Below are 16,476 nucleotides of genomic sequence, written 5' to 3' on the forward strand. Positions count from 1 at the left end.
ATCTCGTGCAACTCCGGGAACAGCGGGTATGAAGGAAGCACGCACGCACCGTGCGTCCCAGCATCACCACGTCGAAGGGGAACGCTCATGCGGCCACTGCTGCAGCGCGACGCCGACCGAGCCATCAACGGACCGTCTCGCGCGCGCCGTCGCAAGCTAGCAGCCAGTGCCCTGGCGGTGTTCGCTCCGATCGCGCTCACGGCAACCACCCTGCCGTCGGCCCTGGCATCGCCCGCGCCGCAGCCGGCCCAGGCACTAGCGATCCATCCCGCTGCCCCCGCCATGGCGCCAGTGCCCGGAGTGCGGGTCGAGCGTGTCGACAGGCTCAGCGACCGCCACCTCGCTCTGTGGGTGTACTCGCCCGCCATGAACACGACGATCCAGGTGCAGGTGCTGCTCGCGCGTGATTTCCACGCCCAGCCGCAATGGACGTTCCCGGGGCTGTACCTCCTCGACGGGCTGCGCGCCCGCGATGACCAGAGCGGCTGGACGCTGGAGACCGACGTCATCAGCTTCTTCCAGGACAAGAACATCAATGTCGTCATGCCCGTCGGTGGCGAATCGAGCTTCTACACCGACTGGCTGGAGCCGGACAACGACAAGAACTACAAGTGGGAGACCTTCCTGACGGAGGAACTGCCCCCGATCCTGCGCAACGACTACCGCATCAACGACAGCATGGGCGTCCTCGGGCTCTCCATGGGTGGCACGGCGGCAATGCTGCTGCCAGCCCGCAACCGCGGCATGTTCCAGTTCGCCGGCTCGCTGTCCGGCTACCTCAGCACCACCTCGTATGGCATGCAGCGCGCGATCAAGGCAGCGGTCTTCGATGCGGGCGGCTACGACGCGGACGCGATGTGGGGCACGGCCGACAACCCGCTGTGGAAGGAGCACGACCCGTACCTGCTCGCCCGCAACCTCAAGGGCATGAGCCTGTACATGTCGGCGGGCACCGGGGCGCAGGGCGCGCACGACACTCCCGGCGTGATGCCGGGCATCCCGCAGAACTCGGCGGGAATGGCGCTCGAGGTGCTCTCGCGCCTGACCACGCAGAACTTCGCCGCGAGGCTCAAGCAGCTCAACATCCCCGCGACGGTGCGCTTCCGCAACACCGGCACCCACAGCTGGCCGTACTGGCAGTCCGAGCTGCACGAGGCATGGCCGCAGATCGCGACCGCGCTCAACGTGGACTCCGTCGGGCTCAATCGGCCAGTGCAGCCCTCCGTGCTCGACGAGCCGACCTGCGAGGTCATCGGCGCGATCGGGGACCTCGTGCAGGGGCGCGGCGACGTGGGCGTCTGCCTCACCGACGAGCGCACCACGGTGGGCGGCAAGTACCAGGAGTTCGAGAACGCCACCGCGTACTGGTCGCCGGAGACCGGGGCGCACCTGGTGGAGGGCGAGATCGAGAAGCTCTACGAGGCTAACTCGCGCGACCTAGGGTTCCCCACGACCAGTGAGGCACCCATGCCAGACGGGCGGGGCGCGTTCAACCACTTCGAGGACGGGTCGATCTACTGGACGCCCGCCCACGGTGCCGTGATGGTCATCGATGCGTTCCGCGATGAGTGGGCGGCGCGCGGATGGGAGAGCGGCCCGCTGGGCATCCCGGTCGCCGCGGTCGAGAACTCGCAGGACCGCCAGGGCCGCTTGCAGCGCTTCGCCAATGGCGCGCTGTTCGCCAAGCCGCGCGGCTCCGTGCTTGTCGTCGAGGGCGAGATCTGGCGCCGCTACGAGGAGGCGGGCCGCGAGACCGGTGCGCTGGGCTGGCCGGTGTCCTCGGAGCATGTGATCGGCGACGGTCGGTTCACCGAGTTCGAGAACGGCAACGTGTACTGGTCGCCGGGCACCGGGGCGTGGCCGGTGCTGGCCGGACCAATCATGGACGCCTGGGCCACCGAAGGCTTCGAGGCCGGTCGCCTGGGCTACCCGGTAGGCGCCCAGCATGAGGTTCCCGAAGGGGTGCGCCAGGACTTCCAGGGCGGTTTCGTCCTGGTCAAGGATGGCGTGGCCGAGGTGGTGACAAGCTAACGGCGTACTTCCCCAGCGACGCCGTTGACCGCGGGCTGTGACGTGAGCCATATGGCCCGTCACAGCCCGCGTTCGCTCTGTAGCCTGTTGCCGGGCTCGGCGAGCGGGGCGCGCTCCGCATGCCGAGCAGCTCGTGATGCTATGCGTGACAGGCGTGAAAGGGCGTGGGGGATGACGGCACGGACATGGTGGGCCACAGGCCTCGCGGCGGCATCGATCGTGATGGTCGCCGCCTGTGCAGATGAGGCGGTCGTCGCGAGCGATCCGGTGGTGACCACCCCGGCCACCACGGCTGTGGAGCCCCCCGGGGAGACCGATGCCCCGGGGGCGCCGGATGCGACCAGCGAGGAGCCAGCGGAGCCGCCCCAGGAGACACCAGAGCCGGAGGAGCCCCCTGCCGATCCGCTCGGCGAGTACCTCGCGGCTGTCGATGCCGCCGGCCTGCCCGCCGGTCCCGAGTCATCCTCGGCGCAGGGCATCGGGGCGTATGTGTGCGCGGCGAGCGGGGACGCGCTGCCGCGGGAGAGCATTCTCATCAACGTCACCGCTATGGTGGGTCTGGAGCTGCAGCGAATCGGATCCGACGCTGATCCCGAACGGATCGCCGACGAGTACGTGGAGATCGCTGGCCGTCACTACTGCGATGGGTGAGTGAGAACTATGGCGTGGGCATCCCAAGCACGATCCCGGCGCCGCGGGCGCTCCCGCCTGCCCCGCCTGCTGCTCATCCTCCTTGCCCTGCTCGTGGTCATCGTCATCGTCATCGCGCTGATCGTTGCCCTCCTCGACCGGATCCGGATCCCCGGCATGCCAGGGCAGCCGCCGACCACGCCCACCGAGCAGGCCCAGCAGCCCGAGTGGTGCCCCGACGTGCAGCTGTACTCGGTGCCCGGGACCTGGGAATCCTCCCCCGGGGATGATCCGCTCAACCCAACCGCGAACCCCGCCTCCCTGCTGCTCAAGGTCACCCAGCCGCTCTCTGGCCAGTACCCCGCGGACCGGGCCGAGATCTACACCGTGCCCTATCCCGCGCAGTTCCAGCGCCCTGGCGGTCCCCCGGAGATGATCTATGACGAGAGTCGTGCCATCGGGAAGTCCGCCCTGACCGATGCGATGGCGCAGCGCCATGGTGAATGCCCGCTGACCAGCTTCGTGCTGATCGGTTTCAGCCAGGGCGCGGTGATCGCCGGTGATATCGCTTCCCGGATCGGTCGAGGGGAAGGGCCGGTCCCGCCCGAGAAGGTCAGCGGGGTGGCCCTCGTGGCGGACGGTCGATACGATCCCGACGCCGCGAGGACCATCGGGCCCCCGGTGCAGGGGGTGGGGCTCGAGATCGCGCTCGCGGGCCTGCCGGTGATCCCTGGCGCGACCCTGAGCGGAAGGCGGGAGGGCGGCTTCGGCGCGGTGGCGGACCGCACCGTGCAGATCTGTGCACCGAACGATCCGATCTGTGACGCGCCGACGCTCGATAATCTCCTGCTCGCCTTCAATCGGTTGGTCAGGGATTACCTGAACAATCCGGTCCATGCGTTCTATGACTCCCACGTCGTCGACGATCAGGGCACGACCACCACGCAATGGCTCGTGGGCTGGGCACGCGGAATCATCGACGAGGCGCCGTCCTACCCGCACCCGTAGTAGTGGTCGCGGTACCGATCTGGCTTGCTCCCGGGATCCGGCGGACAACGATTCAGCCGTGAAACGGTGACGGGCCCGCAACGGTCCAGTGCTGGACCGGGTCCAGGATGTGATGTGCCTTACCGAGAAGCATGAAAATGCGTGCTGGTCACCTCATGATGCCTCTGAACACGGGCCGGGATGAGTAGCATGAGGGCTGCATGACTGTTCGGTGCAGTGCGTCACACACACTGCGTCCGTCTGTAACATACGAAATGCTTGGCACGACAGCCCAAGGGGCGGATGCGGTTCGCATATGCCCGTGACGTTCATGGCGACGCAACAGTCATGCCCGGCGCGCTTCTGCGTGCTCGGATCGCTGCTGGGATCGCTGGTTCACACCTGCACACTGAGGGAGAGGCATGGACGAGTTCTACAACGAGGCCGGTGAGGTTGCACTCACACTGGAGGCGACTCTTGTGAACTGCGTCGAGCAGCACTCCCGCAGCAATGCGGAGGACCTCGCGTACCGCTACATCGACTACTCGCGCGATCGTGACGGCGAGGTCAACGAGCTCAACTGGGAGCGCTTCGGCGTGCGGGTGCGCGCGATCGCCAGCCGGCTCCAGCAAGTGTCGAACAAGGGCGACCGCGTCGCGATCCTCGCGCCCCAGGGGCTTGACTACGTCGTCTCCTTCTTCGCGGCGATCCACGCCGGAAACATCGCGGTGCCGCTCTTCGACCCGGACGAGCCTGGCCATACCGATCGGCTGCACGCGGTGCTCGGCGACTGCGAGCCCGCAGCGATCCTGACCGGCACCAAGTCGGCAGCGGGCGTGCGCCAGTTCTTCCGCTCGCGCCCCGCGAGCGAGCGCCCCCGCATCATCGCCGTCGATGCCATCCCGGACTCGCTCGAGGAATCATGGCAGCTGCCTCACCCCTCGCTCGATGACATCGCTTACCTGCAGTACACCTCCGGATCCACCCGGGTTCCCGCCGGCGTGGAGATCACCCACCGCGCGGTGAGCACCAACGTGCTGCAGATGTGCGCCTCGCTCGGATTGACCGAGGAATCCCGCGGCGTCACCTGGTTGCCGCTCTTCCACGACATGGGCCTGCTCACCGTCATCCTCCCGGCATTCGGTGGCAAGTACATCACCATCATGTCGCCCCGCGCGTTCGTGCAGCGCCCGTACCGCTGGATCAAGGAGCTCGCCGCCGAGAGCGACGGGGCCGGCACGTTCGCGGCCGCGCCGAACTTCGCGTTCGAGCATGCCGCGCTGCGCGGCGTGCCGAAGGAAGGCGAGACCCTCGATCTCAGCCACGTCATCGGCCTGATCAACGGCAGCGAGCCCGTCACTCCGGCATCGATGCGCAAGTTCAATGACGCGTTCGGCCCCTACGGGCTGCCGAAGACGGCGATCAAGCCGTCCTACGGCATGGCCGAGGCCACCCTGTTCGTCTCCACCCCGAACCAGGATGACGAGGCGCATGTCATCTATGTCGACCGGGACGAGCTCAACGCCGGGCGCATCAAGCGGGTGCGCTCCGACGCGCCGAACTCGGTCCCGCAGGTCTCGTGTGGCCACGTATCGGTCAGCCAGTGGGCCGCGATCGTTGACCCGGAGACGGGCAAGGAGCTCCCCGACGAGCGCGTGGGGGAGATCTGGCTCCACGGCGACAACATCGGCCAGGGCTACTGGCACCGGGAGCAGGAGACCGAGGAGACGTTCCACAACAAGATCACCGACCGCCTCCCCGAGGGCAGCCACACCGAGGGCACCAGCCTCGAGGCGAACTGGATGCGCACGGGCGACTACGGCGTCTACATCGACAACGAGCTCTTCATCACTGGCCGGGTGAAGGACCTCGTCATCGCGGACGGCCGCAACCACTACCCCCAGGACCTCGAGAACTCCGCGCAGGAAGCAAGCTCCTCGCTGCGCCCCGGCTTCGTGGCCGCGTTCGCCGTGCCCGCGAACCAGCTGCCCCAGGCCGTGTTCGACAACCCCCTCAGCGGCGTCGACCTTGATCCCGAGGACACCTCCGAGCAGCTCGTCATCGTCGGCGAGCGCGCTCCCGGCGCGGGCAAGGCCGATCCGGTGCCGATCGCCGAGGAAGTGCGCGCCGCAATCGCGTCCCGCCACGGCGTGACCGCGCGCGATGTGCTGCTCGTGCCCGCCGGCTCCATTCCTCGTACGTCCAGCGGCAAGATCGCCCGGCGTGCCTGCAAGGCCGCCTACATCGATGGCACCCTTCGTGGAGGCCACGCCCAGACCGCGTTCCCCGACACCATGAGCGAGTGACGTTGACCCCAGAGCAGATGTCCGTTTCCCAGCTGGTCGATTGGCTCCGCCAGTGGGTGGCGACCGCTACCGGTCAACCGCTCGACCAGATCTCCGCCGAGCGCCCCATGGAGGAGTTCGGGCTGTCCTCGCGCGATGCGGTGGCGCTCAGCGGCGAGGTCGAGGAACTGCTCGGCATCACTCTCAGCGCTACGGTCGCATACGAGAACCCGACGATCGGGGCGCTCGCCAAGCGCATCATCGAGGGCCCGCCCCCCAGCACGGACACCGACTCGGACACCCTCGAGGAGCGGCCGCGGCCGATCGGTCACGTGGACATCGCCATCGTTGGCCTCGCGACCCGCTTCCCCGGTGGCGCGAGCACCCCGGAGCAGATGTGGACGCTGCTCGCGGAGGGCCGCAACGCAGTCACTGATCTCCCCGCGGGCCGCTGGGACGAGTACTCGGGCGATCCCGTCATCGCGGCCGCGCTCGCCTCCACCCCCACCTTCGGTGGCTACCTCGACGACGTGAAGGGCTTCGACCACGAGTTCTGGGCCATGTCGCCGCTCGAGGTGGAGAACGTCGACCCGCAGCAGCGCATCGCCCTCGAGCTGACCTGGGAGGCGCTCGAGAACGCCCGTATCCCGGCCAGCGGCCTCAAGGGCCGCCAGGTCGGCGTGTTCATCGGCAGCTCCGCCAACGACTACAGCCTCCTCACCGCGAGCGACCCCACCACCGCGCACTACTACGCGCTCACCGGCACAGCCTCATCGATCATCCCCAACCGGGTCTCCTACACCTTCGATTTCCGTGGCCCCTCGGTCTCGGTGGACACGGCCTGCTCGTCGTCCCTCGTCGCCATCCACCAGGCGGTGCAGTCGCTGCGGCTCGGCGAGTCCGACATGGCGATCGCCGGTGGCGTGAACATGCTGCTCACCCCGGCCGCGACGCTCGGCTTCGGGCAGATCGAGGGCGTGCTCGCACCCGACGGGCGCATCAAGGCCTTCTCGTCCGACGCCAACGGCATCGTCCGCGGCGAGGGCGGTGGCCTCGTGGTCCTCAAGCGCCTCGACGAGGCAGAGGCCGCCGGTGACCAGATCCTCGGCGTCATCAAGGGCTCGGCCGTCAACTCCGACGGCCGGTCCAACGGCCTCACCGCCCCCAACCCGGAGGCGCAGGTCGCGGTGCTGCGCGCCGCGTATCGCGACGCCGGTATCGCCCCGAGCCAGGTCGACTACGTCGAGGCCCATGGCACCGGCACCCTGCTCGGCGACCCCATCGAGGCCGATGCCCTCGGGCGCGTCCTTGGCCGCGGGCGCGACGAGATGCTGCCCACCCTGCTCGGCTCGGCGAAGACCAACTTCGGCCACCTCGAGTCCGCCGCCGGCGCGGCCGCGCTCATCAAGGTCCTGCTTTCCTTCCAGCATGACCTCATCCCGGCCACTATCAACTTCGCCGGCCCCAACCCCTACATCCAGTTCGATGACGCCAAGCTCGAGGTCGTCGACGAGATCCGCGAATGGCCCCGCTACTCCGGCAAGGCCACCGCGGGCGTATCCGGCTTCGGCTTCGGCGGCACCAACGCGCACATCGTGGTCCAGGAATACGTGCCCGACGCCCGGCCCGAGCCTGGCCCCAGCGACATCCCGGTGCTCGCCGACGGCCCCTACATCTTCCCGCTCTCGGGCGGCCTGCCGTCGCGGCGCCGCCTAGCAGCGAAGAAGCTCCTCGAATGGCTCGAGGACGGCGCTGGCCAGGACGTGGACCTCGCCTCCCTCGCGCGCAGCCTCGCCAAGCGCAACCACGGGCGATCCCGCGCCGCCGTGGTCGCCGCCAACCGCGACGACCTGCTCGCCGGGGTGCGCGCGATAGCCGAGGGCAAGCCGCGCCCGGGCGTCTTCTCCTCCGACGCGCCCGCGGCCGACGGGCCCGTGTGGGTGTTCTCCGGCTTCGGCTCCCAGCACGCGGGCATGGGCCGCGCGCTCTACGAGTCCAGCCCTGTGTTCGCGGCCCGCATCGACGAGATCGACGCGCTGCTCATCGACGAGGCCGGGCACAGCGTCAAGGACATGTTCTTCGACGAGAGCTTCCGCTACCAGGTGGAGACCGCGCAGCTCGCGATCTTCGCCATCCAGGTAGCCCTCGCCGCCACGCTGCGCGAGGCCGGGGCGCGCCCCGCCGCGGTGCTCGGGCACTCGCTCGGCGAGGTCGCCGCCGCAGCCGTCTCGGGCGGGCTCAGCGTGGAGGACGCCGCACGGGTCATCACCGCCCGCGCCCGCCTCATGGGCGAGACCGAGGCCGCCGTCACCGACGACAACATCCGCCGGATGGCCCTCGTCGAGTACTCCGCCGACGAGCTCGCTGCCATGCGCGACGAGTATCCCGCCGTCGAGATCTGCGTCTACTCCGCCCCCACCCAGACCGTCATCGGCGGCCCGGACGCCGAGGTGCAGGCGATCGTGGCGCGCGCCGAGGCCGAGCAGAAGCTCGGACGCGTCCTCGACACCAAGGGAGCCGGCCACACCGCGCAGATGGATCCCATCCTCGGCGAGCTCACCGCCGAGATCATGGGCATCGACGCCCGCCCGCTCGAATGCGCCGTGGCGTCCTCCGTCCACGAGGGAACCGTCTTCCCGCGGGGCCACGCCCCCATCCACGGCGAGGACTACTGGACGAAGAACATGCGCTACACCGTGTTCTTCACCAATGCCGTCCAGAACACTGTTTCCGCCGGGCACACCACGTTCGTGGAGCTCGCCCCGCATCCCGTGGCGCTGATGTCCGTCGCCGCCTCCGCGTTCGCCAGCGGCCTCGTCGAGCCCCAGCTGATCTACACCCAGAACCGCAAGGAGGACAGCGCCGCCACCCTCGCCGGCGCGGTCGCGCAGCTCTACGTCCACGGCCATCCCGTGGCACTCGATCGCATGGTGGCGCCCGGTCCCTACGCCGAGCCGCCCCGCACCGCCTGGTTGCGCCGCGAGCACTGGACCGCCGCCCGCGCGAGCAGCGGCGGCGACCAGCGCATGCCCGGTGCGCACGTGGCCCTGCCCGATGGCCAGCACGTCTGGGAGGTCCAGGCCCAGGCCGTCAACGACATCGACGCGCTCATCCAGGCCGCCGCGCGCGAGGTGCTCAGTGACGTCACGCTCGGCGCGGTCATCTACCACGCCGGCCTGCCGAGCAGCGGAACGCTCACCACCATGATGCACCCGCACCCCGGTGGCGCGTCGCTGCGCGTCTTCGGCAGGCAGGGCGAGGACTTCGCGCTGCTCGCGGACGGTGTCGTCACCGCCGGCGGACCGCTCAGCGCGCCCGAGACATTCGCCCGCCCCGGCAGCACCGAGCCCGTCGCGCGCGCCACCGCCGCAGCGGATGAGCCCACCGAGCTCCCCGGCCAGGCCCCGGAGAAATGGGACCCCGCCAGCGGCGAGCCCGTCCGCGAGCGCCTCACCCGCATCATCGCCGAGGCCATGGGCTACGCCGCCGAGGACCTGCCCGCCGAGATCTCCCTCGTCGAGCTCGGCCTCGACTCACTGATGGCCGTGCGCATCAAGAACCGCGTCGAGCACGAGTTCAGCATCCCGCAGCTGCAGATCCAGGCGCTGCGCGACGCCAGCCTCGACGACGTCGAGAAGTACCTCGTCTACGCGATCGAGAACCCGGACAAGGTCGCCGAGGTCGCCGCCCAGCAGCAGACCGGCGCCGCTCCCGTCGACGTGGCCACCATCGCGGAAGCCACCCCTGGTGAAGCCCCCTCCGAGGAAGCCACTGCGGACAGCGCCCCGTCCGAGGCCGCGGATGCCAGCAGGGACGATGCCAGCGCTGCTCCCGGCGAAGCACCCAGCCAGGCCACTGACCAGCGCAGCGTCACCGAGGCCGCCGGGCTCGACGTGCCACCGCGCGACGCCGCGGAGCGCCTCGCGTTCGCCCAATGGGCCACCATCACCGGAAAGTCCGCAGGCGGCATCTTCAACCCGCTGCCCGCGATCGACGATGCCACCGCCAACAGGCTCGCCGAGCGCCTCTCCGAGCGTGCCGGCGGCGAGATCACCGTTGAGCAGCTGCGCGCCGCACCGAACCTCGAGCGGCTCGCCGACCTCGTGCGCGACCACCTCGAGGGCGATGTCGGCCTCGTGCGCACCCTGCGGCCTCGCAAGGACGGCAGCACCCGCGTCCCCGTGTTCGTGTTCCACCCGGCCGGCGGATCGACCGTCGTCTACGAGCCACTGACCAAGCGGCTCCCCGCCGACGTGCCCGTCTACGGCTTCGAGCGCATCGACGGCCCCCTCGAGGAGCGGGTCGATCACTACCTCCCCGCGCTCCGCGAGATCCAGCCACGCGGGCCATACGTCCTCGCCGGATGGTCATTCGGTGGTGCCCTCGCCTACACCATGGCCCACCGCCTGCGCGCCGAGGGCGAGGAAGTAGCACTGCTCGGGCTGCTCGACACCGTGTTCCCGTCCGAGCCGATCCCCGACACGCCCGAGGAGATCGAGCTGCGGTGGAAGCGGTTCGCCGACTTCGCCAAGGTCAACTACGGGTTCGAGCCCGAGCTGCCCATCGACAAGCTCGTCACGACCGATGATGCCGGCCAGATCCGCATCATGCTCGATCAGCTCAAGGGCACCAACCACACCATCAGCGGTGGCATCATCGAGCACCAGCGCGCCTCCTACCTCGACAATCGTGCCGCGTGGAAGCTCCAGCCCCGCGACTACGACGGAGCAGTAGTGCTATACAAGGCCGAGCGAATGCACGATGGTGCCGTGCAGCTCGAGCCACGCTTCGCCAACATCGCTCCAGACGGTGGATGGGGACACGTGGCGCAGCGCCTCGAGGTCGTGCAGCTCACCGGTGATCATCTCGGTGTGGTCGATGAGCCTGTCATTGCCCGTGTCGCCGAGCACCTCTCTGGCAAGCTTGACGAGATCGAAGCCCACCGTTCCCCAGAGTGAGGAGCTGCCGCGCGTGAACACGACAGCCGAGAAGCTTGCCGACCTGCGTGCACGCCTCGACAAGGCCCAGGATCCAGGTAGCCCCCGCGCTATCGCCAAGCGTGACGAGAAGGGCCTGGCCTCGCCACGGCAGCGCATCCACGCGCTGCTCGACCACGGCAGCTTCGTGGAGATCGGGGCGCTCGTCAAGGCACCGGGCTCCGCCGACAACCCCTACGGCGATGGCGTCGTTGTCGGTCACGGCCTCATCGACGGTCGACCGGTAGTCGTGTTCTCCCACGACCAGACCGTGTTCGGCGGCAGCCTCGGCGAGATGTTCGGCCGCAAGGTCTGCGCCGCCCTCGACATGGCGCTCAAGGCCGGCTGCCCCGTCATTGGCATCAACGACTCCGGCGGTGCCCGCGTGCAGGAAGCCGTCACCTCGCTCGCCTTCTACGCCGAGATCGGGCGGCGCCAGATCCAGCTCTCCGGGCTCGTGCCGCAGATCTCCGTCATGCTCGGCAAGTGCGCCGGCGGGGCGGTATATGGCCCGGCCATCACTGATTACATCGTGGCCGTCGAGGACCAGTCCTACATGTTCATCACCGGCCCCGAGGTGATCCGGGCCGTCACCGGCGAGCACATCTCCGCCGAGGAGCTCGGCGGCGCCCGCAAGCAAGCCGAGTACGGAACCGTCCATCACGTCGCCTCCACCGAGGCCGACGCCTTCGCCTGGGTACGCGGGCTCCTTGGCTACCTGCCGTCGAACTGCAACGAGCCCGGCCCCATCGTCAACCCCGGCCTAGAGCCGGAGAAGACCGACGCCGACATCGCGCTCGACTCGTTCATGCCCGACGCCGACAACTCGGCCTACGACATGCACGACATCCTCCGCAACATCTTCGACGATGGCGAGTTCACCGAGATCTCCCCGGATTTCGCCCGCAACCTCCTCGTCGGCTACAGCCGCATCGACGGCCGCACCGTCGGTGTGCTCGCCAACCAGCCGTTCCACCTCAGTGGCGCCCTCGATATCGACGCCGCCGAGAAGGCAGCCCGGTTCATCCGCTTCTGCAACGCCTTCGAGATTCCCATCGTGTGCGTCGTCGACGTCCCAGGCTTCCTGCCCGGGCTCGAGCAGGAGCGGCAGGGCATCATCCGCCGCGGCGCGAAGATCCTCAACGCCTACCTCGAGGCCGACGTGCCCAAGGTGACCGTCGTCGTGCGCAAGGCCTACGGCGGCGGCTACGCCGTGATGGGCTCCAAGAACCTCGGCGCCGACCTCAACTTCGCCTGGCCCACCGCGCGCATCGCCGTCATGGGAGCCGAGGGCGCCGTGGTGCTGCTCAAGCGCAAGGAGCTCGCCGAGGCTGGGGAGCGTGCCCCCGAGGTGCGGCGCAAGTTCATCGACTACTACAACGAATTCGTCGCCACCCCCTACATCGCGGCCGAGCGCGGCTACATCGATGCGGTCATCGCCCCGTCCGACACCCGCCTCGAGCTGCGGCGTGCCCTGCGCGCGCTGCGCGACAAGACAGTGCAGCGACCGGTGAAGAAGCACACCCTGCATCCGGGCTGATCTGGCCGCTGGGTTGGCTCGCGGCTGCCCCTGCCGCCAAACGCACCCGAAACGGCTAAACGCGATAGCAAATTCCTGGGAATCCCGGGAGTTTCTATCGCGTTTGGTGTTTGGTACCTCGTCGTGGAGCACGTGGCGGCTGGCCAACTCTTCCTCCCGAAAGGTGGAAGGCTCTGTCGATCAGCCCTTATCGGCAGGCATCCGCGGCTTGGGCGTAGTACTCCTTGAGCTCGGGGTAGTAGTCGTCGAAGCTCGGAGCGGGGGATCCCGCGATGGAAGCGACGAGATTGTCGAGGTAGTACTCCCACCCGGGGCCGGTCCCGCTGACGGAGTCGAGATCGTCGACATGCTGGGTGAAGGTCAGCAGCGTTCCCTCGCTATCGGTCGTCAGGCGGGCTTCGAGCCGCCAGCTCCCGTACTCGTCCTCCGCGGATACGGCGAGCAAGCGCGGTGGCTCGCACTTGTCGATCCGCATGCCGATGGCCGGGCCCTCGTCCTCGAACGTCATCGTGACCATGATCGTGTTGCCGGGCGCCGCGTCGCCCGTCCAGGTTCCGAACCAACGGCCTGTTCGCTCCGGTTCGGTGATGCTGGCCCACACGTCGTCGATGTCCGCGCGGAAAGATCGCGTCAGTACCAGGTCGGGGCCGAGCGCTGTCGCGATCACCCGCCCGGTCGGTGTCTTCGTCATGCTGAGTTCCTCTTCTCCTGCTGGTCATGGGTTTGCTGGTCATCGGTTCTCGTGCTGCGCCGGTCGCGCTGGGTCCGGTAGACCTCTGTCCCCAGGGCATCGAGCGCCTGCGACCAGCTGAACCGGAAGCCAGCGAGCCAGCGATCGAGCTCCTGCAGCGGACGGGCATCGAGGTGGTAGACGCGGGAACGGCCGTCGTTGGCGCCGGGGGATTCCGAGACAAGCCCGCACTCGCGCAGGATCCGGAGATGCCGACTGACGGCGGGCCTGCTGATGGGGAACTGGTCGGCGATCTCGCCCGCGGTCAGGGATGCCTCCCGGAGCATCTCCAGGATCTCCCGGCGAACCGGGTCCGCGACCGCGTGGGCTACCTTCACCCAACTAATGTAACTAAACAGTTACGCATATGTCTAGAGGTGGCGGTCGGCATCACTAGCGGCACTGGATGCGCTGGGCGGCCGGGCGGCCATTTAGCCCTGGCGTGGGGCTCGCGGCCCACGCTCGTGCCAAACGCACCCGAAACGGCCAAACGCGATAGAAACGCCCCGGGATTCCCGGAAGTTTCTATCGCGTTTGGCGTTCAGCGACCCGTGCGGACCAGTGACGACCCGGAAGCCACCACTCGCCGCCTACGGCACGATCGGCCCGGGCGACCAGAGGCCGGAGCGCGTCACCGTGTCGTGGTCGATCTCGGCGGGCACTGCCTCGGGCCGGTACCGGTCGTAGTCGATGAGCTCGCCCCAGTCGCGGCGCCAGTCATCGCGCAGGTAGGTCGCCATGGTGGTGCTGTCGTTGAGGGTGTTGGTCAGGCCGAGCGAGCCGCCAGCGAACGGACTTTGCCAGGAGTTCGCGCCGGCGATGACGCCACGGTCGGGAGTGATGCGGTACTCGGAGGGCTGCGCGACACCGTTGATGTGCAGGTATGGCTGCTGGCACGGGAAGTGCAGGCCGACGGTCCAGTCGAGCAGGACGGGCTGCTCGCTGCCCACGAGCTCCTGGAGGGTGGTGACCTGCGGAACGCGCGGCGGGGTCAGGGCGAGCCATTGGCGGGCCTCGAAATCCTGGTCGCGGGCAACCACGCGCACCACGTTCGCCTCGGCGGGGATATCGGTCATGGGCACGCGCAGGTTGCGCCACATGGGGGAGGGGCCGGGGTCGATCGGCTGGATGCGCCCCATCGGCTCGAAGGAGCCGCCATCGCTGCGCCCGTACTCGACCTCGAGGGTCTGGCCGTAGTCGCGAATGCCGTCGGCGTCGGTGGAGTCGATCAGGCCGGCCGCGGTGACGATGAGGAGGGGGGAGCCGGGGGACCGCTCGGGCAGCTCGTACCAGCCGGTGAGCAGTTCGGCAACCGCGTTCTGCGGGACGGTGAACGAGCCGAGCACGGGCACGCGGTCGGGGTCGAGGCCGAACGGCAGGGTGACGAGCGAGCCGTTGATGCCGGGCTCGTCGAGGAACTCGGTGGTGATGGATGCACCACCGACGCGGGGTCCATCCGGGTTGATGGTGGACGGCCCGGAACCATTGACGTTGATGTCCTCGGGCACCAGATCGACCCGGACGCCATTGGGGTCGAATCCGGTATTGAGCCGACCTTCGAAGGCATCCACCGGGTCGTCGCCGGAGGCTGGTCGCAGGAAACCGGAGTTGATGTCGGACTCGACGAGCACATCGTTGGCCAGGCCGCATGGCGATCCGCGCAGCGAGTCGATATTCGATCGGGCGATCGAGTACGCGGGGTACTGCGATACCGCGCCCTTGGCCAGGGAGAGCATCGCGAACACCACGAACGCGCTGGTGACGATGGCGACCGGGGCCTGGAACGGCATCAGTGCCCAGCGGCGCAGGCCCCTGGCCTCGGTGTGGCGGAGGTAGAGGAACGCACCGATGATCAGGAGCAGCAAGCCGATGGCGAGCACTCCAGTGGCCAGCACGTGGCCGTTGATGGACGGCCGCTTGTCCCACCACGGCACGCCGAAGCTGCCCACGTACCAATAGCCATTGGGACCGGTCGCGGCGTAGGCGGCGAGCAGCAGGACGATCGAGCCGTAGAGGACCTTGTTGCGGGGCGACTGGAACAACGCGGTGGTCAGTGCTACCGCGCCGAGCGCCGCGATGGCTGCTCCGATGCCGGCGAACGCGCCGAAGTGATGCACCCACTTGGTGGGGGTGGCGGCGAGGAATCCGAAGGACATGATGGCAACGGCGAGCAGCCGGATCGAGGGTCCCCGAGCCATGCGGCTCTTCGAGGCCTGGTGGATGATCGCCGCGCCGGCGGTGAACATCGACAGCACCATCATCAGCACCGGGATGCGCCGCGCGAGCGAGCCGTCCGCGGTCTGGCTGAACAGCTCCGAGTAGCGGAAGAACTCCTCGTACCAGGCGAGGGAGGGTCCGATGGCGGTGCGGAGGCGGGAGGCCTCGGTGACGGTGGCGAGGGTCTGGTCGTAGAAGATGATGAAGAGCACGGCCATGCCGGCGGCGAGGATGGGGGCGGTGACGGGGATCCAGCCGTGCTCGCGGGCGCGCTTGATGAGGATGGCGAGCAGGGGCCTCGAGCCGGCGAGGAGGGCGGCGACGGCCATGAGGCCGGTGGGGCCGGCGGCGAGGGAGAAGGCGGCGATGATGACGGCGGTGGCGGCGGGGAGCAGGCGTCCGGTGGCGATGGCGCGCTCGATGCTGATCCAGGTGAGCAGGGCGCCGACGGCGATGATGGGCTCGGGGCGCAGGCCGTTGTTGTAGGGCAGCCAGAAGGCGAGGAAGACCGCGGCGGCGGTCCAGGTGACGGCGGGGGTGGTCCGTGCCCGGCGGCCGAGGCGGGGGATGACCTCGCGGGAGATGATCCACCAGCACAGCAGGGAGGCGATGAGGGTGGTGATGCGGATGAAGGGGCTGGCGGTGGAGATCTGGGCGAGCAGGGCGGTGATGTCGTAGAACCAGCCGAAGGGGGCTTCGGAGACGCCGAACCAGCGGTAGTAGTTGGCCATGTAGCCGGCGTCGTTGGCGACGCGGGCCATGGTGAGGATGTAGCCGTCGTCGGCGGTGTTGGCGCCGATGAGGTACCAGATGGCGAGGATGGTGGCGACGATGCCGTCGAGGGGGCGCAGGCGCCACCAGCTGGGGGGGAGGAAGCGGCGGTGGCGGCGGCCGTCGGTGGTGTCGAGCTGGTGGAGGGCGGTCAGGGCGAGGAGGGTGGCGAGGATGCCGGTGGCGATCGCGGCGAGCTTGAGGGGCGTGGGGTGGGTGGAGAAGCGGGAGTCGATGTCGATGGTGAGGTCGAGGCCGGTGGGGGTGGTGTCGAGGTCGGTGAAGACGCCCACCACCTGCGGCATGAAC

The 16,476-nt window shown here is 68.8% G+C and carries 9 protein-coding genes; 6 read left to right on the forward strand and 3 right to left on the reverse strand.

Annotated features, from left to right (window positions below):
- Positions 1 to 87: 87 nt before the first annotated feature.
- The 6 genes from FXO18_RS06670 to FXO18_RS06695 all read left to right on the forward strand — a co-directional run bounded on the left by FXO18_RS06670 (position 88) and on the right by FXO18_RS06695 (position 12,449).
- Positions 88 to 2,031, forward strand: a complete 1,944-nt coding sequence (locus FXO18_RS06670) for an alpha/beta hydrolase-fold protein (protein WP_149360322.1) — start codon at positions 88 to 90, stop codon at positions 2,029 to 2,031.
- A 171-nt stretch (positions 2,032 to 2,202) separates the two neighbouring features.
- Positions 2,203 to 2,682, forward strand: a complete 480-nt coding sequence (locus FXO18_RS06675; protein ID WP_149360323.1) for a hypothetical protein — start codon at positions 2,203 to 2,205, stop codon at positions 2,680 to 2,682.
- Between the two features lie 9 nt (positions 2,683 to 2,691).
- Complete coding sequence (locus FXO18_RS06680; RefSeq protein ID WP_149360324.1) at positions 2,692 to 3,669, forward strand: cutinase family protein; 978 nt, start codon at positions 2,692 to 2,694, stop codon at positions 3,667 to 3,669.
- Between the two features lie 401 nt (positions 3,670 to 4,070).
- The gene (gene fadD32, locus FXO18_RS06685) at positions 4,071 to 5,954 is read left to right on the forward strand and encodes a long-chain-fatty-acid--AMP ligase FadD32 (protein WP_149360325.1); all 1,884 of its coding nucleotides are present in this window, start codon (positions 4,071 to 4,073) and stop codon (positions 5,952 to 5,954) included.
- Positions 5,955 to 5,971: 17 nt separating this feature from the next.
- A complete protein-coding gene (gene pks13, locus FXO18_RS06690) occupies positions 5,972 to 10,891 on the forward strand; it encodes a polyketide synthase Pks13 (protein ID WP_149360772.1) in 4,920 nt (1,639 codons plus the stop codon).
- 13 nt (positions 10,892 to 10,904) lie between these two features.
- A complete protein-coding gene (locus FXO18_RS06695) occupies positions 10,905 to 12,449 on the forward strand; it encodes an acyl-CoA carboxylase subunit beta (protein WP_235900513.1) in 1,545 nt (514 codons plus the stop codon).
- A gap of 187 nt (positions 12,450 to 12,636) precedes the next feature.
- Here FXO18_RS06695 and FXO18_RS06700 read toward each other — a convergent pair whose 3' ends face one another.
- The 3 genes from FXO18_RS06700 to FXO18_RS06710 form a co-directional block, all read right to left on the reverse strand.
- Positions 12,637 to 13,140, reverse strand: coding sequence for an SRPBCC family protein (locus FXO18_RS06700; RefSeq protein ID WP_149360327.1), 504 nt, complete (start codon positions 13,138 to 13,140; stop codon positions 12,637 to 12,639).
- The gene (locus tag FXO18_RS06705; protein ID WP_149360328.1) at positions 13,137 to 13,517 is read right to left on the reverse strand and encodes a metalloregulator ArsR/SmtB family transcription factor; all 381 of its coding nucleotides are present in this window, start codon (positions 13,515 to 13,517) and stop codon (positions 13,137 to 13,139) included. Before FXO18_RS06705 ends, FXO18_RS06700 begins: the two co-directional genes overlap by 4 nt.
- 252 nt (positions 13,518 to 13,769) lie before the next feature.
- The coding region (locus tag FXO18_RS06710; RefSeq protein ID WP_149360773.1) for an arabinosyltransferase at positions 13,770 to 16,476 on the reverse strand (2,707 nt) is incomplete at its 5' end.

This window comes from Lolliginicoccus suaedae (genome assembly GCF_008312885.1).
Lineage (GTDB): Bacteria > Actinomycetota > Actinomycetes > Mycobacteriales > Mycobacteriaceae > Lolliginicoccus > Lolliginicoccus suaedae.

What these genes read in the sequence shown, in the direction of transcription:
- FXO18_RS06680 (WP_149360324.1), top strand. Translation starts at nt 2,692, where the DNA reads ATGGCGTGGGCATCCCAAGCACGATCCCGGCGCCGCGGGCGCTCCCGC.
- FXO18_RS06700 (WP_149360327.1), bottom strand. Translation starts at nt 13,140, where the DNA reads ATGACGAAGACACCGACCGGGCGGGTGATCGCGACAGCGCTCGGCCCC.
- FXO18_RS06675 (WP_149360323.1), top strand. Translation starts at nt 2,203, where the DNA reads ATGACGGCACGGACATGGTGGGCCACAGGCCTCGCGGCGGCATCGATC.
- pks13 (WP_149360772.1), top strand. Translation starts at nt 5,972, where the DNA reads ATGTCCGTTTCCCAGCTGGTCGATTGGCTCCGCCAGTGGGTGGCGACC.
- FXO18_RS06670 (WP_149360322.1), top strand. Translation starts at nt 88, where the DNA reads ATGCGGCCACTGCTGCAGCGCGACGCCGACCGAGCCATCAACGGACCG.
- fadD32 (WP_149360325.1), top strand. Translation starts at nt 4,071, where the DNA reads ATGGACGAGTTCTACAACGAGGCCGGTGAGGTTGCACTCACACTGGAG.